The sequence below is a fragment of the Dyadobacter sp. BE31 genome (genome assembly GCF_031457695.1).
In the GTDB taxonomy this organism is placed as follows: domain Bacteria; phylum Bacteroidota; class Bacteroidia; order Cytophagales; family Spirosomataceae; genus Dyadobacter.
This window is the reverse complement of the sequence record NZ_JAVDXA010000003.1, coordinates 968607-990882: the sequence shown is the minus strand read 5'-3', so window position 1 is coordinate 990882 and position 22276 is coordinate 968607. Positions and strand designations below refer to the sequence as shown.

Here is a 22276-nt window from a genome sequence, read left to right as displayed (position 1 = left end):
AGCTTAGAAATTCATATTCAAACCGATGTTGAAGACTTTCTGGACCGGGTAGCCCAGGCCATTCCCTCCCATTTCGGGATCCCACAACTTAAACTTGCTGAATGTCAGCAAATTAGTCCCATTGAAATAGATCCTGAAATTGGTCACTTTCAGGTTTTCCAGCACGCGACCCTTCACCGTGTACCCGGCTTCCAGGGTTTTCAGGCGGATAAATGAGCCGTCGCGCATGAACCAGGTGCTTCGCTGGGAGTTATTCTGGTTTTCGACCGTCGACATTCTCGGCCATACGGCGTAGATATTGCGGTTCTCTTCCGACCAGTGGCTGTCCGCAAATGCTTTCAGCAATGCGTTCTCTCCGATCAGATTAGCCGGGAAAAGATCGTTGCCTCCGTTGTTATCTTTATTATAGTCGATAAAAGGAGCAGAAGCGACGGGATTGATAAAAAACGACTCGCGTCCCAGGCCCTGGAAAAATACCGAGAGATCGAACTGCCCGCTTCCGGCCGACAAGCCAAACCCGTAGGTAATCTCGGGCGTTTCGGGATGGCCGATCGCCACAAAATCCGCATTGGTAATCTGTCCGTCCCGGTTAATGTCGCGGTACTTAATATCCCCGGCGCCATATACCCCGAAGTTCTGGCGGGGCGAATTCTTCACGTCATTATCATCGATAAAAAGCCGCTCGGCGATCAGGCCGCGGGGTTGACTGATCGACTGACCTACCCTGGACAAATAGCGGTCTTTATAATCCGGTTCTTCAAAAATGGAGAAAACCGAGCGCGCCATGGTCAGGTTACCTCTTGCTACCAGCCAGGCCCCGTTTTTGAAGTTCTGGTTGAAATCTACCGCCAGGTCAAATCCTTTCGATTTCGCTTCGCCCACGTTGGCCGACGGCGTAACCGCCAACCCCATTGTGCTCGGGATCGAAGCCCGCTCCATCAGGATGTTGGAACGCCGCTGCTTGTAAATTTCCGCGATCACATTCAGCTTTTGCATAATCGAAAATTCCAGTCCGAGGTTTGTCTGGTAGGACGTTTCCCAGGTAATGTCTTTGTTTTCATACCGGCTGATCGACACACCATTTCGGGTATAATTCGAATTGAAACCGAAAGACGAACCTCTCTGGGAATTGTTCAGGTTAACTTCCGAGAGGAAGAAGAAGCGCTGGTCGGGCCTTCCGATGGCGTCGTTACCCACCAGGCCGTAGGAGCTGCGTATTTTCAGCTTGTTCACAATGCGCTCCATGGGTTTCCAGAAACCTTCGTTGGAAATCACCCACGCCCCGCCGATGGTCGGAAAAAAGCCGAATTGCTTGCTCTTGTGAAACCGTTCCGATCCATTATAACCAAAGTTGAACTCCGCAAAATACCGGTTATCGAACGAGTAGGACAATCGCCCCGAAACCCCGGTGTTCCTGCTGGGAAGCGACTGCTGCAAGGATTGCGCCTGCCCCGCGCTCGAATTGTCTTTCAGGATCTGCTGCAAGGTGGTTACGACCGTCGCATTCAATGAATGCACTTCTCTGAAAACCCGCGAGTAGTCCAACGTTCCCTGCAAATACAGGAAGCTTTCCAGGTTTTTGGCTCCGGGGTTGTAATTGAGATACTCGGTGGCCGGCTCGTTGAAAAACTCATTGCTTGCTTGCTGGTTCAGCCAGTTGAGCGTGTAAGTATCGCTTTGCTTATCGTACGACCCGGCGTGGTAGAAATAAGGGTTATAGGCCCGTGTAACGTCGAAGTACGACGACCGGTTGATATTCGCCATACCCCGCACGCTCAGCCCTTTGGTGACGAAGTCGAGCTTCTGGGCCAGCTCCAACTGCGTGAGCATTTTGGATCTCGAATACTGCTTATATCCTTTCACCATGTCGGCATAGGGATTGAGGTACTGTCCCTGGTCAAAATTCCCGAAGAGAATATGGTCCGTGGCCTCATTGGCCTTATCGGGAGCATAGTAGGCCGGGTACGAAGTCGGGCTCGTTTTCAACGCTTTCTGGTAAATGCCGGAGCCGCCGTCAATCGGGCCGTTATAGTCATCAAAATTCCCGTACAACCGCACAATCAGCTGCGTTTGCGGACTGAGATTGATATTGACGTTAGACCTAACCGAATAGCTGTTCAGCTTCACGTTGTTGTTGAAGTTGTTCATTTTGTCCACTTTCAGCATACCATTATCGTTGCTGAACGACGTGGCCACATAGTACTGTGCCACCTCTCCGCCGCCCGACACGCTCAGGTTCGCGCGGCGGTTTTGCGTGTATTTTTTGAAAAGCACATCACGCCAGTCCGTCGAGGGGTAGATGTAGGGATTGTTGCCCTTGCCTGTGTTTTCGATCTGATTTTGCGGGTATTTGATCGCCGCGAGCGGGTCACGCGTCAGCTGTGCCTCGTTATACAGTTTCATGTATGTGATCGGATCGGCCAGCTCCACGTTCTGGGTGGGCATCGAAACGGAGTTTTCCACGCGAAAGTTGATCTTCGCTTTACCCGCTTTCCCCTGCTTGGTAGTCACGTACACCACGCCGTTCGCGCCACGCGCGCCGTACAAAGCCGTGGCGCTCGCGTCTTTCAGGATCGAGAAGCTCTCAATGTCGTCGGGTTGCAGCCTGGCCAGGTCGGTAACGGTAAGCTCCACGTTATCGACCAATATCAGCGGCGAGTTGTTGTACCCGAACGTGGTGATTCCCCGGATAAAAAAAGTGGCATTGTCCACCCCCGGCTCGCCGCTGCGCTGGTATCCGATCACCCCCGAAAGGCGCCCGGCTATGGCGGTTGTGAGATTGCTCGCAGGGATTTTCAGTTCGCCGGGGCGGATCGTCGTGACGGCCCCTACCACTGCTTCCTTGCGCTGTTTCTGCCCGTAGGCAGTCACAACCACCTCTTCCAGCGCCTTGTTATCGACTTTGAGTACCACATTCATAATCGACTGCGTCCCTACCTGCCGCTCCTCGGACACATAGCCCACGAAGGAGAAGATCAGGACCGCGTCGTTGTCCGGTATGGCAAGCCGGTAGGTACCGTCCGCTTCGGAGGTCGTCCCTTTTTGCGTTCCTTTCAATACGACGCTCACCCCCGGCAGGCCTTCGCCTTTTTCGTCGGTGATTTTACCGGCGATCTGCTTCTCCATTAACGGTTCCATGACGGTCCCGGGCAATGCGCCGGTTGGGCCCTTTCCCTCCTCGGGTGTTTTGGAAAGGATAATCTGGTTGCTCTTCACCACCTGATAGCTGATGTTCCTCGGTGAAAGCACGCGTTTCAGCAGGTCTTCGAGCAGTTCGTTCCTGGCTTCCAGGCTGATTTTCTCCTCGGAAGCCACCACCTGCTTTTGATAGGAAAAGGAAAGGTCGCCCTGCTCTTCGATATTTTTCAGGACCGTTTTGAGCGAAGCATTCTTAACGCTTATTGATATACGTTGTTTAAGTAGCTCCTGTGAATATGTCGGGGAGGCGTAACTTAGCCCGGTTGCCAACACGGCTATTAAAAGTTGTTTCACTGTCATACACAGGAGCTGAAAAACCTTTTTTTCATTCGTAAAAATGCCCATACCTGTTTTGATTTTCATTGGTTGAATAAACATCCGGGGCTTCCGGGAGCATCCGTTCCGGTACCGGTCGCGCATTCTCTTTTCAGGTAGCATGTTTGTTTTTCATAATATGGATTAAGTTAGGTGGTGATCACAATGAGCCCATTGCGAAAAAAGACATAGGTATCCCGTGCCGGATCGCCGGCTTTGGCAATGAAACATGGTTTGCAAAATGGCCGGCGCGGGAAAACATCCGGCCGCTCTATTTATACAGGTACAGGACTCAGCGAAAACTAACCTCCCCTATTAAATTATTTTTCGATTTTTTATCAATAATCCCCTAAAAGCCTCCGCTTAGCCAATTACACATCCACTCAGGGCATTATTTCATCAAAAACAACCCTTGGAATCGATCACGATCTGGGCGTCTATTTCCTTGTAACTACCGCCTATTGTGCGGCAGATCACATCCAGGTTGTCGTACAACGATTCGTTCCGCACCGTGGTAGAGATAATGCATTTGGACAGCAGCTCATGGTCACAGAGGATCTGCACGCCGTATATCTTCTCAATCTCAGCAAACACCTCGGTAACGGGCACCTCGTCGAACCGGAACTTTTTCGTATCGGTGATCGGCGCGATGGGCAAAGGCTCCGGTACCAGGTTTTTCACCAGTGTCTCACTGTCGCGGTTGAATGTCCCTTTCTGGTTGGGCAGCAACAGCAATCCGGTTGTCTCCGGGTCGTCCATCTGGATCCGGCTTTGCTTGTACACCGAAACCCGGCCCGTCCTGACGTGCACCGTTACGTCCTGGCTGTTTTCAAATGCCCTGATCTCGAAACTCGTCCCGAGCACCTTCGTCACCGTTTCATTGGCATAAACCAGAAATGGCCGGGCGGGGTCTTTGGTCACGTTAAAAAATGCTTCGCCGCTCAGGAATACCTCACGCTTATGTTTTTGAAAATGGGCCGGATAGCTCAGCCTGCTGTTTTTACCCAGCGTGATGACCGTTCCGTCTTCCAGCCGGACTTCCATAGGCGCTCCGCCCCGGTTCTCCTTTTCAAGCAGTTGGTTTTCCACTTTCGCGTGGGTGAGCAATTCTTTATAGGTAACCCGCCTGGGATCCGAATGCATGGCCTGGAAAACGGCAAATGCCGCCACCACCGCCACACTGGCAGCGGCAATGAGCGTGATAAACAGCTTCCGGGCCGGCCTCGGGGCTGCGGCTTCCTCCCGCTTCTCCGCCGACGACTCGATCCTTTGCCAGAGTTTCTGCTCATCGATAGCCGGAATCAATTCCTGCTCGGCCTGGTGCAGTTCCAGCACTATTTTCGAGGCTTTCTCCACCACTTCGCGCTTGTCCGGGTTCGACCGGATAAATTCTTCCCACCACAATGCGTCCTTGTTTTGCAGCACCCAGCTGATGAAGGAGTCATTCCCCAAAAGATTCTCAATATTTAAACTTTCATCATTCATGGTCAGGGATAAATGGTACGCGCACAACTAACAGGTACAACAATGGGAGAAAACTAACCTATGCCCGGGCATTTTTCTCAAATTCATTTTAAGGAAGCCATCCGGGCAGCTCGCCAAACGGTACCAGCAGCGACAGGATCGTCAGCTTACTGAGCTTCGTGCGCAGCACCGCATAGGATTTATAAAGCAGATTGCTCACGCCCTGTTTGGACAATCCCATGAGCTCAGAAATTTCATCAAGGCTCATTCCGTGGTAAAAACGCAGGTTAATCACCTCTTTCTGCCGGTCGGAAAGGCTTTCGACCGCACTGCGCACACGTTGGGTGCGCGCATGGATTTCCTCGGAATCAATATGCTGCTGCTCGGTGGAAAGCGAAACCAGGTAATCCAGGAAGCCGTCTATATCCTCGGCCTGCTCAAAAACATCGTTTCTGCCATTGCGCAGAAGCCGGTTGCGTAACGCCCTGAACAGGTAAAATCTGACATTCTCCGCTTCGGTCAGGTGCTCTCTCCGCCTCCAAAGATCAATGAAAAGATCATGGATGGCATCTTCCAGAAGCTGCCTGTCGGCCGTCAGCCGGTGGCCATAGCTGGTCAGGCTCTTAATATGACGCTGATACAGCGCCTGGAAAGCCTGAATATCTCCTTGCTTGAAACGATGCCAGATAGGCAGCTCACTGCTCGTATCTGATTCAACTCTGGTAAAAATAGACATCCCGGTTGGCCTCCGTTGAGTAAGTGATTGTGATGTTTTTTGACAAAGAAAAGAAAATTCCTAAAAAAGCATCTTTGTTTAATTGCAAAAAAAATAAATAATATGCAAAATTCTTTCAAACACTAATACCTGAGCGCTCCCGCCGGCTGGGCAATTCTACTGGAAAAACGGGCGATTCTTCCATAACGATTATCCTTATACGCCATGGCATTGTACCAGCGGGACGTGACGGCCCCACCGGTGTCAACCCAATACGATCGATAGTTGCTGGCCCTGTTTAAAGGTCAGCTCCCGGTTGAAACGGACGCTGATCATGCCGTCTTGCCGCTCAAATGTGGCAGGTATTTTTTGTTCCCCCAGCATGACCGAGACAGACGGCGTATTTCGTTTGCCTGCTATTTCGAACCGGCATTGCTGTAAGCGCAATGAACCATATTTCAGCGCGAGCCTGTGCTCCTGCCTGTTACCAGTGATCTTCTGTGAATAAGTCCCCCAGCCTTCGGCAACGGTGAATGGCGCCCTGAAACTCTCTTTACTCCACTTGGGCGCGAATTGTATGTTTCCCTTGGGGCCATGGTATTCGAAACCACAAGCCGTGATGAAAGTACCATAGCTGGCCATAGCCCTGGCATAATGGTCGCTGCATTCAATCTCGTTGTAGGGGTTGCGCCGGGCACCGTGGTACCTGTCATGGATGAAGCGGGTCAGGACAAGTGCTTCCTCCACCATGCCCTCGGCCATCATGTGCGCGGCTACCTGATGCTCGAAGCCACTCATGCATTCATGAAAATACCCGAGCTGCCAGGTAACGTTTTCTCCGAAGGGCTTTTCCTCGTTCAGTGGGTTGGTGTTCATCACCAGGCCCCCTTCGCCAGATACCGCATAAGGCCGGCCGCCAAGGTGTGTTTTAATGTAAGGGCCGACGTTGGGTGTAAAATTGTATTTCCACAGGGCTTTGAGCGCGGACAATGTTTTGGCCCGGTCGAGCACGCGCGGCAACCCCACCTGGTGTGCCCAGCTTTGGCCATACACCTGGTCGATGTGGCAGGTGTTGTACGAGCCGAGCTTCTTCCGGCCCTGAACGGCGTCCGGCCGGTGAATGAAATATTCTCCATTAAAAAGATGCTGCTCCATGTTGGCCCGTCCCTTCGACACATATTCGCTGCATATCCGTGCCATTTCTCCATCCCCGACTTCCTCTGCCATCGCCTGGGCGGCCCGTGCGGCCGCGATACATAATCCGACGATCCAGGCTATTTCTCCTTCCCAAACAGCATCCAGTGTGTTTTCCATCGGGGTGTCGGTCATGCCGTCGCCATTTTTATCCTGCGCAAGCATAAACTCCACCGCCTTTCGGATCCCCTGCCAGTTTTGTGAAAGGAAAGTGGTATCGGGCGACATCTGATGCTCCCGGTAAAACCGCAGAATCGTACCAGCCTGCCCATCGATAGCGGGACGGCTCTCGTTTTCGGCCCGGAAAATAATCGCCCCCGTATCCTTCACGAACCCGGCGCCCAGGTCCACTTCGGTGCGTAAACGCCGTTCGAGTTCGGGGAATATCCGCGCAATCGCGTGTGCGTACTGGTAAACGTGGGTACACGTCCCCGCGCAGGCTCCTACGCCCTCCCACCCCCAGAAACGTCCGGAGGCAAAACGGTACGTGTTCGCTGTGGCAAGCGTGCCGATGTTCACGAAGGTCCGCTCCATAAACCAATGGGGTAAGGAAGTGTCGTTCCAGGTCTGGTGCCAAAGCTCGGTGTCGCGGGTTAGTGCAGTGAAATTTTCGGCCACATAGCCTGCAACTTCACCGGCATTCCTGAAACGCTTGCCGTAATAATATCCGCCCTGAGCGTCCTTCACCAATTCCCGCAGTTTCGGGTTCGGGTTATTGAAATGCCAGGCAATGATGAAGTCTTCCTGCAAAACCGCCCGCGGCTTTAAGCTGCTGCTAACGACCAATGCACCCGTGGATTTCTCCGACGCATCGGCTTGGCTGTTTTCCACTGCAGGAAGGTCAAAAGAGGCGCTAACTACCGGCCACGACGAGAAGCCGGCCAGCGGTTTCGCCTGGGCATTCATGACGGCCAACGCGGTGGTGCCGAAGTCGGTAGCCTGTTTGAGCGACTCATCTTTGGGTAACAACTCATAATACAATTCCGTCCGGTTCTGCTGCCGCTTCGCCACGTTGGTTTTCGTCCCGCTGCCTTCCTTGGCCGAAACCTTGCCAGCCGCATTCTCCATCCAGCCCAGCACCGAAACCTGCATCGGCTCCTCGGATTTGTTGTGAACAGCCACCCGAAGTATAGTAGCGGGCAACGAAGAGCGCTCCGCATCGAGGGGAACAAAAGGGGAATAGCCTTTCAGTGTCACCTCCACAGGCAGTGACCGCGATGTGTATTTCACCGTCGCAACCGGGTATTTTGCTTCAAAACTTACCTCGTCCCAATCTTTTTCGTTGAGCTCCTTCACGATCGTGCGCCCGCGGTACGCGATGCGGAGCGCGAACCCCTGATCCAGCCTCCTTTTGTTTTCTGCGATGGCGGGCTCCACGTAGCTGGCGCCGTCACGCGAACGGATTTTCCTGGTGGACGTGCCGTCTTCCCACAAGACCGTCTTAGGATCAATTCCCTCATTCTTGCCTTCCTCCGATTCATTGTAAATCTGCCAAAGCCACAGCCTGCCATCCCCACCCATGTAAACCGTCCCGGCATGCAGCCCTCCTACCGGCATACCGATAAACGACAACTCGTTCCTTGTTTTCAGATAGGTGCCAGGCTCTCCCCTGCGGTACAGCGACTTAACCCAGGCCGGATCCAACGCCTTATTCACCGGGATATTATGCACCGGGTAGCCGGCGGGCCTCCATGCACGCGAGCTCCCCAGCAACGGTTTGGCGAAGAGCAGGGTCGTAAGAAGGCTGCCCTGCCTGATGAAGTTGCGGCGTGATGTGTTTCTCGATTCCATTGTCAACAAAATTTCGTTAAGGGGTTAAATCGGCCTGGTTTGCAGCGTGCCGGCCCGCTTTTGCGGACACATGGCGGCGAACTTATATAAGTTCACCTTAATCAGGAAATTTTTCCATTTTTTTATTTCAACAAAGTGTGTGCACGAGCACTCACGTGCTCCACGTAGCTATTCGTCTGCGTAAACGTGCTGTCTGTCGCCGGAAGTTGGTACGCATGCGGCAAACCGGTAAACTTGCCGGCAACTTCAAGGGCATTCGCTACGCATCCCCGCCCGTTTCGTATTCCATACCAACTTTACCAGCCATGAAAACCGTGCACGAACGCGCGCTCACCGCTATTTTGTGGGCAATGCTCCTTTTCCTGAATGCCTGCTCAAAAGACAAGGCGCCAGTCCCCGACCCGATACCGGACGAAACCGCACCGCCTATCCGCCAACTGATCCGGGAAATAGACTGGGAGACTTTCGAGTACAAAGCGGCCGTGAGCTACAATGCCGACAGCAGCATTCACCAAATTGCTTACAAGGGTTCCCGCGGCCAAACCGAGCTGAAAACGCATGAATATGACAGCAAAACCCTCTCGGAAATCAATGTGGCCGGCTCCATATCGAAAAAACGGTATGAATACGACGACAAAGGCAGGCTCAAAACCATGCGGATGATGAAGAAAAATGCCGGGCCGTACGACAATTCTCTCATGATCGTGTTCCTCTACGATGACCAAGGCGTTGTGCAGAAGCTGGAACGCTACCAGGTCACGCCGACGGGCACACGGATGGAGGTCGTGCATCATTACGAGTACGACAAAGCCGGTGAGCTGGTGCGCGTCCGCGCGGAGCAATCGGATGGTTACCAGACATTGACGCACATTAAAGGCTTCTCGCCCGAGTTCGATCATGATCCCTGGCTCTTTATCGAAGATTTCAGCAATCCGCATTATGCCATTTTCAACTTCCCGGTACTCCACGCCATGAAGGGCCGGCTGCCCCTGCAAATCACTTATGAAATACCTGACAAAAACGGCGTATTCAAAGCCGAGCGGATCACCACGCAGCAATTCCAGGTGGTGGACAAAAAGATACAGCGCATGAAAGTTACTGTCCATTCCCCCGGGCTTGTACAGGCCGACGATGTGTCCGAGATCAGCTTCAAATACTGAAACGGGTTCTATTGCACTGCGCTATTTTGTACTTTCGAAAACATTTCGAAAGCAACAAACATGGAACCTGTTACCCTTACTAAAACACAAGCCAGAAAAATTATCCTGAATGCCGCCGGGCTGGCCCGGAGATCGCAGTTCGGCACGGGAATCGAAGCGGTTTACCGGTTGATCGACCACCTGGGTTTCGTGCAGCTGGATACCAATTACGTCGTCGAGCGCGCCCACCATCACGTCATGGCGGCACGCATCCCCGGCTATCGGACCGAATGGCTGGGCCAGCTTTGTGAAGACGGCAGTATTTTCGAGTATTTCGCTTCCGACGCGGGCTATTTGCCCATGCACGATTTCCGGTTTTCGTTGCCGGTGAAAAGGGCTTTCAAAACACAGCGCCGGCCCCTAACCCCGGCGGAAACCAAACTGCTGAAAGAGGTTCTTGACCGTGCTGAACGGGAGGAGTCGCTCATGGTCGGTGATTTTGACAACGACCGTGTAGAAGCAAGCACCGGCTGGTGGGACTGGCGCCCGGCCAAGGTGGCGCTCGAAAGACTTTACCTCGACGGTGAACTGATGATCAACCGGACGAAAGGCTTTCACAAGGTTTACGTGCTGCCGGTTAATACCGTCCCACCGGAAACCGACCTGACCATGCCCAGCGATGTTGAATACGCCCGTTTCGTAATCCGGCGCACATTAGGTGCTTTGGGTGTTGCCTACGCGAAGGAGATTGCCTGGCGCGCCCGCTATGTGAAAGGCAACCTGGTTAAAAAGGAATTGGTGCATATGGCCCGTTCCGGAGAAATAAGGACTGTGGTCGTGGAAGACCTGAAAGGCCCGATCTACATGCTCCCCGACACTGAAATGCATCCCGAAATATCCGGTGAAGTTTTCATCCTCTCTCCGTTTGATATATTGAACGTCTTTCGCCACCGTTTGAAGGATTTCTTCCATTTCGACTATCAGATCGAATGCTTCGTCCCCGCACCGAAGCGTCAATACGGTTATTTTTCCTTGCCGGTTCTCGCCGGTGAAACATTCATCGCCCGCATGGATGCCAAAGCCGACCGTAAGAAAAAAATATTGATCGTCCACAACCTGCATTTTGAACCCGTGGACCTGGACGAAACCACTATTGAAAAGCTAGCCCAGAGCCTTAAAGCTTTTGTCAGGTTCAATCAATGCAACGATATTGTCTTCAAAAAATCGAACAACCAAAACTGGCTGGAATCCATTATCGAAAGTTTATCCAGGTAGATTTTACGAAGAGCTTCATTATGTTTGTCAATAACACCACCGTGTTCCGCGCGGATTGCGGCGCCGGTTTGTGATAAACAAAACCCTTATTTACAAACTCCCAATGACTGCTATCAGTACAGACTCCACGATTTCCACGGGTACAAGGCTCGGCTCGATGTTAATGGACCATTGTTTCATGACGATGATCGCGATGGTCTTTTCAGTTCCGGGAATGGTCTCGACTTTCTCCAATGCGTTTGAAGTAACACATGAGCAGGAGAGTTTCAATTTAATGGGCGGACCGTTCTTCTACCTCAATTTATTCGGCTTTGCACTATACCTCTGTAAGGATTGCATCAACGGACGAAGTTTTGCAAAACGCATTTTAAACTTACAGGTCGTCGACAACGAGACGGGTCAGGCGGCGAGTCCCATGAAGTGTTTTATCCGAAATTTACTACTCATCATGTGGCCTATCGAAGTGGTAGCAGCATTGAGTAATACCAGCAGGCGACTTGGTGATAGAATTGCCGGAACAAAGCTTGTAGTATTTGACAAAACCGCAGCACAGCCAAAAGTCAATTTTGGGCAAGTTATCGTTCCGGTTTTGATCTCTTATGGAGCAATTTTGTTGCTGATATTGCCATTTTTCGGGCTTACTTCTGCAAACGAAGGCCAGAAGGTCAATTACGTGGAAGCCTCGTATGACGAACAGTCAAGCAAGGAAGCCGAAAAACTTTTTGCGGATAGTCTTGGGCAATATCTGACTGCGAGCGTGAAGACTTACAACCAAATTCAGGACAGGCCATTAAAATACGTTTCCGTGATTTTTCAGCTCAAGGAAAATTACCTCGCAGATGACCAGGGCTTTGAGAAGATCAAAACAACGACCATGCCCGTACTTCTTTCAAAGTTTCCGGAAAAGACATTTATCGGACAGGTTAAATATGTTTATCAAACGAGTAATAGCATGCAGACAAGGGTAGAACACCTGAACTGGCCGCACGCGAACTAGCATTCCGGAGCCCCGAAGGAAAGATCTCCCCACCACCCCGGCGAGCGCCGATTTGCATTAAAAATGCATTTAAACGGAATTAAAAGGTGATTAAGACTTTCCTGAGGGGCGTCCGCGTAATATTGGCGTAACATGTGCTGGTGATATTTACGGAAGTTTTGTTCCGTACAAATTAGCTAGTTACATGTTATGAAGCATTTTGTTTCTTTACTTTTTACATGCCTCCTCTTCGCTTCGGCGGCTTCTGCACAGATCACCACCAGCGGGATCAGCGGGATCGTCAGCGATACCAAAAATGAAGCCCTGATCGGTGCCACGGTGCAGGCCACCTACCTGCCCACCGGCGTCAAATATGCCACTGTCACCGAACCCGACGGACGTTACCGCATCAACAGCATGAATGCAGGCGGGCCCTACCGGATCGATGTTACCTATATCGGGTTCGAAACCGCTACGGTCTCCGACATCGTGCTGCAACTGGGCGAGACAACCAGCCTGAATGTGTCGATGAAAGACGAAAGCCAGACCCTCCGCGAGGTGACGGTGAAAGCCGATCGTGGCGGTGAACGGGAAGGGGCCGGGTCCAATATCAATGCGGAGACGATCCGCCGCTTGCCGACGATTTCCAGAAGTATGACGGATATCACCCGCACTTCCCCGCAGGTGAACAACAGCAACTCTTTCGCCGGTACCAACTTCCGCTATAACAACGTGACCGTCGACGGCGCCGTCAACAACGACGCCATCGGGTTCAGCCCGTCGCTGGGCGGTTCCACGGGTACCACCGGCCAGCCGGGATCGAGTACGCGCACCAACCCGGTCAGTCTCGATGCGATCCAGGACATTCAGGTGGCCGTTGCACCGTTTGATGTGCGCCTGGGCAACTTTTTAGGGGGCTCGGTGAATGCCGTTACCCGAAGCGGCACCAACAAACTCATGGGTTCGGTATACGGTTTCGGCCGGAATGCGGCGCTCGTCACCAAATGGAACGGTGCTTCGGATGCGAAAGAAAAACTTCCCAGCACATTCTACGAATACCAGACCGGTGCGCGTGTCGGGCTGCCGCTCATCAAGGATAAGCTGTTTTTCTTCACCAATGAGGAGATCACGCGCCGCCAGGATCCTGTTCAGTTCCAGGCCGGTACTGCTTCTTCTCTCATCAAGGATGCAAGTGTGGCGGAGAAGATCAGTGATTTTGTCAAAACCAATTACGGGCTCGATGCGGGTTCGTACGGCAACTACTCCATCTATTCCAAAAGTACCAAGCTCTTCAATCGTATCGATTGGAACATCAATGCAAAACACCAGCTTTCACTGCGCAACAATACCGTATTTTCGGAAGCGACCAACCTCGAACGCGATTCGCAGAACTTCCGCTTCGGAAGCATCGATTTCAAGCAGCATAACAACCAGAGCAGCACCGTGGCCGAGTTGAAAAGCCAGTTCGGCGGCCGCTCTTCCAACAGCCTCATCGCCGGGTATTCCGTCATTCACGACTACCGCAACACGCTGGCCAACGTCCGGACTTTCCCGCAGGTCGAGATCGGCTACAATGGCGGTACCATTTTCCTGGGCAACGACCGCGAGGCATCCGTTTTCAATCTGAAACAGAAGACGTTCGAATTGACCGACAACTTTACTTTTTATCTAGGCAAAAACACTTTCACCGTCGGCACGCATAACGAGTTCTATACCATCGACTACGGTTTCGTGAATTCGCCGAACGGGCGTATCTCTTACAGCAACCTCGACCAGTTCCTCGGCAACGGCACTCCCGACGGCAAGACGCTCCCCAACCGCGTGCGTGGCTCCTACCCCTTCGGCGACCCGACCAACAACCTGGACAACCAGTTCAACAATCCGTATGCGCATTTCAACGTGAACTTGCTGAGTGCTTATATTCAGGATGATATCGAGCTGAGCAGCCGTTTCAAGCTCACGCCGGGTATCCGCCTCGATTATTCGGGATTGCCTAAAAAGCCTGCATTGAGCCCGCTGGTGAATGCCGCCGCCACCGACCCCGGCTACGGAACCACCTCTACCTACACGCCCCTGAATCAGATCCATAACAAATACCTGAACAACGTACAGGTATCGCCGCGCCTCGGTTTCAAATACGATGTGAAGGGCGACAAGAGCATTGTCATCCGGGGTGGAACGGGGCTCTTTACCGGCCGCATTCCTTTCGCATGGCTGGGGTATGCATTCTATAACAATGGCGTGGGATACGGTGCTTATGATTTCAACAACAATGCAACAGCCGCTACCAAGCTGGCAGGTGACCCGCTTGTACCGAACGGCGGCGTGCTGATCAACAATAATCCGGCTAACGGAGGCGTGAAACGCACCCAGGTGGATTTGATCGACAACAACTTCAAAATGCCGCAGATGTTCCGTAGCAACCTGGCAGTGGACTACACAGTGGATGGCTACAAGTTTACATTGGAGGGGTTGTATACCAAGGTCATCCAGGACCTGAAATTCCAGCAGGTGAATACGAAAGACGTGGTCCGCTATTACAGCTACGACACGCAGCATCAGCAACCTATTTATGTGGCCGCCAACGGCTCGGCGGGCGCACAGCGGATCGATAACAACTTCGCGAATGCCTATATGCTCTCGAATACCAACCAGGGCCACCGTTACAGCCTCACCGCGCAGGTGCAGAAAGTATTCCCAATGGGCTTCGGCTTCTCGGCGGCATATACCTACGGCAAGTCGTACGACATTACCAATGGTATCCGCAACTCGATGGAATCCAATTGGCAACTGAACCAGTCACTCAGCCCGAACGACCCGAAGGTGGCCTACTCGAACTTCGATATCCGTAACCGCATTGTGGGAAGCATTAACTACCGCGCCAGCTGGAACCCGAAAAATGCGACGACCGTGACGCTTTTCTATGCATTGCAGTCGGGTACGCCGTACTCGTGGGGATACGTGAACGCGACCATCGACGGTACCGGCCAGGCCAACAGCCTCGCTTACATTCCGAAAGACCTTTCCGAAGCGCAAAAGCTGATCCCGACCGGAACACAGGCTGCGGATTTTATGGCCTTCGTGGATTCGGATTCGTATCTCAAAACCCGGAAAGGCACTTTTACGGAACGTAATGGCGGCCGCACTCCCTGGAACAATACCGTCGACCTGCGCTTTATGCATGAGTTCAAGCTCAAAGGAGAACAGTCGATCCAGATCACTTACGATATTCTCAACTTCCTGAACCTGGTGGATAAAAAACTCGGGTACGTATATTTTTCACCGAACACATTCAACTCCACGGCTTCCGTGGGACTTGCACGGGCCACCAACCCGACCGCGGGAGACCCTACTTTTACCTGGACCAGGCCGGGTAAACCCTATTCCATCGACCCGCTTGCTTCGCGCTGCCAAATGCAGATCGGCGCCCGGTACACATTCTGATGGACGGATAAGAACTTATAATTGGTGTCAAATTTTAAAAAGGCCGGAGGCATTTGCCACCGGCTTTTTTGCGCTCCCAGCTGGCGGCCATCTATTTTTACAGGCACACCTGGCAATATGCCTACCCCGCGACGAACCACCTCGCCTAGCCCGGTCGTAACTTCTGTAAAAAGCCCTTAGCTCATTCCTGACAAGGTTATGTAGTAAAAATTCAGGCAAGTCCGAAAGCATTTGATGACCCCAAACCGTCCCCCCACGAAGCAGGTACTACACCCACGAAATACCCGTTGTCACCCCAAAAAACGAAATACGACGGGCCGAAACGGCTATACTTGCGAAGTAATGCGCTGGATACTTATGACACAAAAGCACCACTCATAAAAGTCCTGCGCAGTTATTCGAAAGAGATCAGCGACTTGTAGTAATATACGAATACTACGGCCAGATCGCCTCAAAAGCACTCAGATAAATAACCAGAAAAACAACCTCCGTGAGCTCGCTCCCGGCTGGTATTGCTTTGTATTTCCATTTTCAAATACCCTCATAAACAGCTATGCGAATAGAATCTACGTTTAGAAAATCCACCAACTATTTTTCCAGGCAATGGCCTGCGCTGCCTGGCCTTATCCTGCTTGTCATTGCCCTGCTTTCCGGCCTGAATCGTGCCCACGGGGAAGGATCAGGCGCCTGGGGCGTTACCGACAACCGGCAAGCCAACCTGTTCGTACCCTCCACATCCTCCTCAGGGGGCGGCAATACCGGTTACGTGACGAGGGGCTTCATGATGCTCGCTTCCAACACGGGCACAGCCAGCACCCCCTACAACCCCGCACATCGTATGTACGTATGGGTTAAGGCAAACGAGACTGTGTTTTATGGTTTCAGGACTTCATCCGGCAGTACTACCATCCATTTCAACTGGTATTACGACGCATCTTCAACAGGATATTACCCAACTGCCACCTCCTCCCCGAACAGGGTTCAGGTGCAGGACCAGGATATCACCCAAGGCTCCGGCAGCGCTACCGGCCGGCCATCCAATGCTGCTGCGGCCACTGCCGGACCTTCGCAGGTTACGGGAAGCGGCTACACGGCCTATTCATTTAAAAACACGACCGGTGCCGACAGGGCTTTCTGGGTCGAAATCGAATCGAGTAATCTGGAATTCAACTACTGGGATGTAACTGTGGCATCGGGATCGGCGGGCAACTACACCAGGCAGAACGGCCGTCTGTACTGTAAATACTGGAGTATTGTGAACGACCTGCCCAACACGGCCGGCTCGTCCAGCTCCACTTCGTCCCCTGCCAACTTCGGTTTTTACATCCCGATCGACAATACCTATACCCCGGCCAACGATTTCTACGTGAAATATGCCAACTTCGGAGGCAGCAGCTCAGGTTACGCCATATTTTTTGCGAACCTCAATGGCCCGAAGAACAATCTGACATTCGAACAAAACCGCCGTTCGATGAACGGCTCTTCCTCGAATGCGCATTTCCCGTTGTTCCTGCGTAATCCCGACGCCAGTGTCTGGCCTTCTCCGCCGCTGCCGATTGCAGATTTCCAGGCGGTATTTTCCAGAAGACCAGGCTCCACCCCTGCCGCCGGCCAGGCTTCATTTACCGTCGTTATCGATAACCCTTCCATCGTAGATATCCTGATCGACCTTAACGGCAATGGTTACTACGACGGAAAAGATGTGATTCTTTCCAATGAATACAATGCTGCCGGCACCTACCAGATGTACTGGAATGGCAAGGACAACACCGGAGCGGACGTGCCGAGCGGCACAGCGATTCACTTTGTATCCTCGCTGCTGTTCTACCCGGTGCATTTCCCGATCTACGATATGGAGCAAAGCCTGGGTATCTCCATCAAACACGTGCGGCCGCTCCGGTCGGGAACCGAGCCGATCAATGACAAGCTCTACTGGGACGACTCAGACATTGCACGGGCCAACATCCCCGGCACCAGCACAATGAGCCCAAGAAGCGTACCGGTGAATGTGACCGGCGTATTGGGGCCTGATCATAAATGGTGGGCTAACGGGGACAATGGTTTTAGCCAAAACAATACCATTAATACCTGGACAGGTGCTTACAACGATGAAATTGTCCGCGAACTGATCTTCAATTATACTTCGGATATCGATTTGGCTGTTACCAAAACCGTATCTCCGGGAACCAGCAAGGTAGGCGAAACCGTCACCTTCACGATCCAGGCGACCAATCTCCCGCTACCTGAAAATGCCGGGAACCCGATTACCGCAACGGGCGTAATCGTGACCGACGCATTACCGGATGGGTATACGGCAGAGAATGTCAGCGTTTCGAAAGGCTCGTGGAATGCAGCCAGCGATACGTGGACGATCGGTAACCTTGCCGAAAACGAAGTCGTTACCATGACGGTTACCGCCAAGGTGAATGCGACCGGACCGTATGTGAATACCGCCATTGTACAGGGCAATGAAAACGACGATAATCAGGAGAATAACAAGGACGATGCTTCTGTTACCGTCATTTATCCCCAGCCGCCGAATTCCGATGACCATTCCGCGGCCATCAGCAGACCGGCTGTTGACCAGGTGATCTCGCTGAATGGCGCTACCGGCAATCCTCCATTGTTTTCGGGTAGCGATCCCGAAGATGGCACCTACCTCGGCAATGCGGGTACCAATGCCAATCCGAAGGGTGTGATCATTACTTCGCTCCCTACCCATGGCGAGCTGTATTATGACGGATCGCTGGTAACCGAGAACGAGGTGACCACTAAGCGGATATTCACTAATCCTGCATTGTTCAGTGTCAAAATGACCGGCGCCGGGTATACGAGCACATCGTTTGAATATGCTTACGTGGACTTCGACGGGCTGACCGACGAGAGCCCCGCAACCTACACGCTCACATGGGAAGGTGCATTGCCGGTAACCCTTGTTGCTTTTGAAGCCGTTCCGGAAGAAAATCGGGTGCGTCTGTCGTGGAAAACAGCAGAAGAAACCAACGCTTCCCACTTTGACGTGGAACGCAGCCAGGACGCCAAAATTTGGATGAAGATCGCCGAAACCGCAGCAACCGGCGACAGCCACGAGCTCAGCAGCTACACGACAACCGACGAAGCGCCGCTTGCGGGAATCAGTTACTATCGTCTTAAAACGGTTGACCGCGACAATACCTTCGCCTACTCTCGCACGGCGAGCGTGAACCTCGGAAACAGTGGACTCGGAGTACGGGTATATCCCAATCCCGCATCCAGTGTGCTCCTTATCCAGGGCGTAGATCCGAAAACGGTCAGCCACGTTTCACTGACCAACACGAGCGGGCAAATGGTCGCACAATATGGCGCAGTCCCTGAAACAGGAATCGATCTCAGCAAGCTTTCCAACGGGATGTACCTGATCAAAATCGTCACAAAAGACGGTTTGCAGGCAGCCAGGAAGATCGTAGTCAGCAAGTAATCGGCTCCGCATTTCGCCAGAACGCCGCCCGGCTAACTTTTACAGTTGGCCGGGCGGCGTTTTTAGTCTGAAATTATCCTTAATTGCCAAAAAATTCGAATACAACATGATTCAACGAAAAAAACAGCACTGGTTTAAGATGCTTTTTGTCTGGCACGGATCGGTGCTTCCGCAGCTGGTACCCCGCCTTCTCGTACTGCTCGTACTTTCGATGCTGATCGTGTTCGTGAACGGAACCCTCTACCATTACAAGATCCCTTTAAGCCCTGCGCCCTTCACGATTTTCGGGATCGCGCTGGCATTATTCCTGGGGTTTCGTAATAATGCCAGCTACGATCGTTTTTGGGAAGGCAGAAAACTCTGGGGCGCGCTGCTGAACGACACGCGTTCGCTCGCTCGCCAGGCATTAACGCTTACGGGTTATGATCCCAAAAGCAAAGAGGTGGCCGGTTTCGTCGATATGCTCATCGCATTCACCTATTGCCTCAAACATCAGCTCAGGAAAACCGATCCAACTGCGGACATTCAGGAAAGGCTCCCGGCAGAGCTTGCCGACAAATTGAAAGATGCCCGTTTTAAGCCAGTCATATTAATGCTGGAAATGGGGGCTTGGATTAAACAGGCACGCGAAAAAGACCTGATCGACCCGATTTGCCAGGTAGCAATGGACGAAAACCTGAACAAACTCTCGGATATTGTGGGAGGCTGCGAAAGGATTGTCTCCACGCCCATCCCCTACACCTACCAGGTACTGCTTCACCGCACGGTGTATTTGTATTGTTTTTTGCTGCCTTTCGGGCTTGTCGACAGCCTGGGATGGATCACACCTTTCATCACCGTTTTCATTGCTTATACATTCGTCGCATTCGAAGCGATCGCCGATGAGCTGGAAGACCCGTTTGGCACCGAGCCGAATGACCTGCCGCTGAACGCCATGAGCAGGATGATTGAAATAACACTGCTGGAAACCGTCGGAAAACCGGTTCCGGATACCGCCTTACCCGACGGCTATATGCTCGATTAACTTTAAGTATTGGTCCAACGAAGAAGGCTGGCGAGGCGCCCCCATGGAGCCCCGCCAGCCTTCCGGTCAATCAGGGAATCCCTTATTTAATGGAAACTGCCTTCACCGTATTGTGGAAGAAGGTAGGAATGTACAGCACCTTGGCCTTGGGGTTATAGGCAAGGTCCGCCGAGTTGATCTTCTGTGGCGAGGTGTCGCTTTTGAGCTCGGTTGTGCCATCTGCTTTCACGTACCATACTTTTCCTGCCCATTCGGTAACGACATAGGTCTTTTTACCCAGGCCAACGATACCGTCGATACCGCCGGAAACCTTGGCAATGGTGCTCAGTTTCTTCGTGGCCGGATCCAGGCTGAACAACGTGCCGTCGCCATTGCCGATCAACAGCTGGTTGTTTTCAAACAGCAGCCCGTTGGTACCTTTCAACGGGTCGCCTTCCAGCACTAGGCTCATTTTGCCGCCGTTCAGCGCCCAAACTTTCCCGTGGCCGGAATCGGTCACATATACCACACGTTTTTTGGTATCAATGGCAATGTCGTTGAGAAACTTGGCTCCTTCTACCGGGTAGCGGTTCAGAATCTTGCCTGATGCCAGGTCTATTTCGGCCACCTGCGTCATTTCCGTCACATACAGTTTATCTCCCAACACGCCCATGCCTTTGGTCGAATTGAGGTTTTCGGCAAACTTCAATTTAATCACCTTTCCATCCAGACCCACTTTGGCAATGAAGCTGTTTTTGTTTTCCATACTGGGGCCACCGTTGATGCAGGCCACGTACAGGACATTCTGACCAGGCTCAAACAAAACGCTTTCAGGCGTCCGCAATGTGGTATCGCTTTCCCAAACCGGTGTCAGCTCGATCGTTTGAGCCTGACTGGCAGATAATGTGCCTGCAAAAAGGCCGGCAAGCACGAAAAGTAAGGATTTTGACATGAGTAAGATGTTAAGTGTTAATAATCGCTGGCCCGGTAATACTCCAAACGGGCACATCGCAAATGTAGGCAGTTTCTTGATCGTGTGACAAAAAAGCACGGTAAAGTAGCGTATTTTGTTACAAACCCGGGAACGGGTCGGCAAAGCGCATCCCGTTTTCCATCAGCCCGATTTCGCGTTCCGTGCACAGGCACGCTTCCAGTTCTTTTGCGATTTGGCGCTGATCCAGGTCCTGCCCGATCAGCACGAGCTCGTTGATCCGGTCGCCAAACTCTCCCCAGCGCGCTTCGATGGCGTCGCGGTTATCTATATACGCCTGATACCGCCTCCTTTGTTCGGATGGCATGCTGGCCCACCATACTCCTGCCGATTCGGCCCGTACCGAACCGCCCGCCTGGCTCCAATTGAGCGCCTGGCTCGTCCGCGACGCCAGCCAGAACAGCCCTTTGCTGCGGATTATGCCCGCAGGCCAATTTTGCTGAATGTAATCCCAAAAGCGTTTCGGGTGAAATGGCCGCAGATCGCGGAATACGAATGAACTAATGCCATATTCCTCCGTTTCCGATACGTGTCCCCCATTTCCGGCTTTCTCCAACTCACGTATCCAGCCCGCATTCTGTTCCGCCTGCCCGTAGTCGAACAAGCCCGTGTTGACGATCTGGCCGATGTCGACTTTCGAAAAGCTGCTTTCGATGATCCTGGCGCCGGGATTGAGCGCTTTGATGATCGCATGCAGCTCTTTCAGCTTCGGACGCGCGATCAGATCGGTTTTATTGAGGATAATGACGTCGGCAAATTCGATCTGGTCGGTCAGCAGGTTCACGATCGTCCGGTGATCCTGGTCCTCATTCAATTTACGGCTGGCCACGGTGTCCATCGAACCAAAATCCCTGGCAAAATTGAATGCATCCACGACGGTCACCATGCAGTCGATCGTCGCCCAACGCGACAAATCGATGCCGCTTTGCTCATCCACGAAGCTGAACGTCTGCGCAATGGGTACCGGCTCCGAAATGCCCGTGCTCTCGATGAGAAGGTAGTCGAACCGGTTCTCTTTCGCGAGTTTCTCCACCTCGACCATCAGGTCCTCCCTGAGCGTGCAGCAAATGCAGCCATTGGACATTTCCACCAGCCGTTCATTCGTCCGGCTGAGCGTATGCTGCCCCTCCACCAGGCGGGCGTCCACATTGATTTCACTCATATCGTTCACGATAACAGCCACTTTCATTCCCTGCCTGTTATGCAGGATGTGGTTCAGCAAGGTCGTTTTTCCCGCACCCAAGAATCCACTCAGGACGGTAACGGGCATCTTCTTATGGTTCATAAAAAAGGTTTATAATTTGCAACAATGTT

General features: G+C 52.5%; 12 protein-coding genes. 6 read left to right on the top strand and 6 right to left on the bottom strand.

Translation table 11 applies throughout. From position 1 onward, the window contains the following. Positions 1 to 3 precede the first annotated feature (3 nt). The 4 genes from J2Y43_RS19775 to J2Y43_RS19760 form a co-directional block, all read right to left on the bottom strand. Positions 4 to 3561 carry a TonB-dependent receptor gene (locus tag J2Y43_RS19775; protein WP_309986128.1) on the bottom strand — a complete coding sequence of 1186 codons (3558 nt, stop codon included), beginning with the start codon at positions 3559 to 3561 and terminating at the stop codon, positions 4 to 6. 351 nt (positions 3562 to 3912) lie between these two features. Then, the gene (locus tag J2Y43_RS19770; protein WP_309986125.1) at positions 3913 to 4998 is read right to left on the bottom strand and encodes a FecR family protein; all 1086 of its coding nucleotides are present in this window, start codon (positions 4996 to 4998) and stop codon (positions 3913 to 3915) included. Between the two features lie 88 nt (positions 4999 to 5086). Then, positions 5087 to 5713 (bottom strand): sigma-70 family RNA polymerase sigma factor, encoded by a 627-nt coding sequence (locus J2Y43_RS19765; RefSeq protein WP_309986122.1) that lies wholly within the window; start codon positions 5711 to 5713, stop codon positions 5087 to 5089. A 243-nt stretch (positions 5714 to 5956) separates the two neighbouring features. Continuing rightward, the gene (locus tag J2Y43_RS19760; protein WP_309986118.1) at positions 5957 to 8677 is read right to left on the bottom strand and encodes a GH116 family glycosyl-hydrolase; all 2721 of its coding nucleotides are present in this window, start codon (positions 8675 to 8677) and stop codon (positions 5957 to 5959) included. Between the two features lie 305 nt (positions 8678 to 8982). Between J2Y43_RS19760 and J2Y43_RS19755 the strand changes: the two genes are divergently transcribed. The 6 genes from J2Y43_RS19755 to J2Y43_RS19730 all read left to right on the top strand — a co-directional run bounded on the left by J2Y43_RS19755 (position 8983) and on the right by J2Y43_RS19730 (position 19992). Then, positions 8983 to 9837, top strand: coding sequence for a hypothetical protein (locus J2Y43_RS19755; protein ID WP_309986114.1), 855 nt, complete (start codon positions 8983 to 8985; stop codon positions 9835 to 9837). Between the two features lie 60 nt (positions 9838 to 9897). Then, positions 9898 to 11091, top strand: a complete 1194-nt coding sequence (locus J2Y43_RS19750) for a DNA glycosylase AlkZ-like family protein (protein WP_309986111.1) — start codon at positions 9898 to 9900, stop codon at positions 11089 to 11091. A gap of 103 nt (positions 11092 to 11194) precedes the next feature. Further along, positions 11195 to 12088 carry an RDD family protein gene (locus tag J2Y43_RS19745; protein WP_309986107.1) on the top strand — a complete coding sequence of 298 codons (894 nt, stop codon included), beginning with the start codon at positions 11195 to 11197 and terminating at the stop codon, positions 12086 to 12088. Positions 12089 to 12277: 189 nt separating this feature from the next. Continuing rightward, the gene (locus tag J2Y43_RS19740) at positions 12278 to 15511 is read left to right on the top strand and encodes a carboxypeptidase regulatory-like domain-containing protein (protein ID WP_309986104.1); all 3234 of its coding nucleotides are present in this window, start codon (positions 12278 to 12280) and stop codon (positions 15509 to 15511) included. Positions 15512 to 16064: 553 nt separating this feature from the next. After that, positions 16065 to 18968: a T9SS type A sorting domain-containing protein gene (locus J2Y43_RS19735; RefSeq protein ID WP_309986101.1), complete on the top strand. Its 2904-nt coding sequence runs from the start codon at positions 16065 to 16067 to the stop codon at positions 18966 to 18968. 106 nt (positions 18969 to 19074) lie between these two features. Next, positions 19075 to 19992 (top strand): bestrophin family ion channel, encoded by a 918-nt coding sequence (locus J2Y43_RS19730; RefSeq protein ID WP_309986097.1) that lies wholly within the window; start codon positions 19075 to 19077, stop codon positions 19990 to 19992. Between the two features lie 82 nt (positions 19993 to 20074). Here J2Y43_RS19730 and J2Y43_RS19725 read toward each other — a convergent pair whose 3' ends face one another. After that, positions 20075 to 20923 carry a hypothetical protein gene (locus J2Y43_RS19725; RefSeq protein ID WP_309986092.1) on the bottom strand — a complete coding sequence of 283 codons (849 nt, stop codon included), beginning with the start codon at positions 20921 to 20923 and terminating at the stop codon, positions 20075 to 20077. 118 nt (positions 20924 to 21041) lie between these two features. Then, positions 21042 to 22247 (bottom strand): GTP-binding protein, encoded by a 1206-nt coding sequence (locus J2Y43_RS19720; RefSeq protein ID WP_309986089.1) that lies wholly within the window; start codon positions 22245 to 22247, stop codon positions 21042 to 21044. Between the last annotated feature and the right edge of the window lie 29 nt (positions 22248 to 22276).

Excerpts from the sequence above, each read along its gene's own strand:
- J2Y43_RS19775 (WP_309986128.1), bottom strand. The coding sequence starts at position 3,561 with ATGAAAATCAAAACAGGTATGGGCATTTTTACGAATGAAAAAAAGGTT.
- J2Y43_RS19770 (WP_309986125.1), bottom strand. The coding sequence starts at position 4,998 with ATGAATGATGAAAGTTTAAATATTGAGAATCTTTTGGGGAATGACTCC.
- J2Y43_RS19765 (WP_309986122.1), bottom strand. The coding sequence starts at position 5,713 with ATGTCTATTTTTACCAGAGTTGAATCAGATACGAGCAGTGAGCTGCCT.
- J2Y43_RS19760 (WP_309986118.1), bottom strand. The coding sequence starts at position 8,677 with ATGGAATCGAGAAACACATCACGCCGCAACTTCATCAGGCAGGGCAGC.
- J2Y43_RS19755 (WP_309986114.1), top strand. The coding sequence starts at position 8,983 with ATGAAAACCGTGCACGAACGCGCGCTCACCGCTATTTTGTGGGCAATG.
- J2Y43_RS19750 (WP_309986111.1), top strand. The coding sequence starts at position 9,898 with ATGGAACCTGTTACCCTTACTAAAACACAAGCCAGAAAAATTATCCTG.
- J2Y43_RS19745 (WP_309986107.1), top strand. The coding sequence starts at position 11,195 with ATGACTGCTATCAGTACAGACTCCACGATTTCCACGGGTACAAGGCTC.
- J2Y43_RS19740 (WP_309986104.1), top strand. The coding sequence starts at position 12,278 with ATGAAGCATTTTGTTTCTTTACTTTTTACATGCCTCCTCTTCGCTTCG.
- J2Y43_RS19735 (WP_309986101.1), top strand. The coding sequence starts at position 16,065 with ATGCGAATAGAATCTACGTTTAGAAAATCCACCAACTATTTTTCCAGG.
- J2Y43_RS19730 (WP_309986097.1), top strand. The coding sequence starts at position 19,075 with ATGATTCAACGAAAAAAACAGCACTGGTTTAAGATGCTTTTTGTCTGG.
- J2Y43_RS19725 (WP_309986092.1), bottom strand. The coding sequence starts at position 20,923 with ATGTCAAAATCCTTACTTTTCGTGCTTGCCGGCCTTTTTGCAGGCACA.
- J2Y43_RS19720 (WP_309986089.1), bottom strand. The coding sequence starts at position 22,247 with ATGAACCATAAGAAGATGCCCGTTACCGTCCTGAGTGGATTCTTGGGT.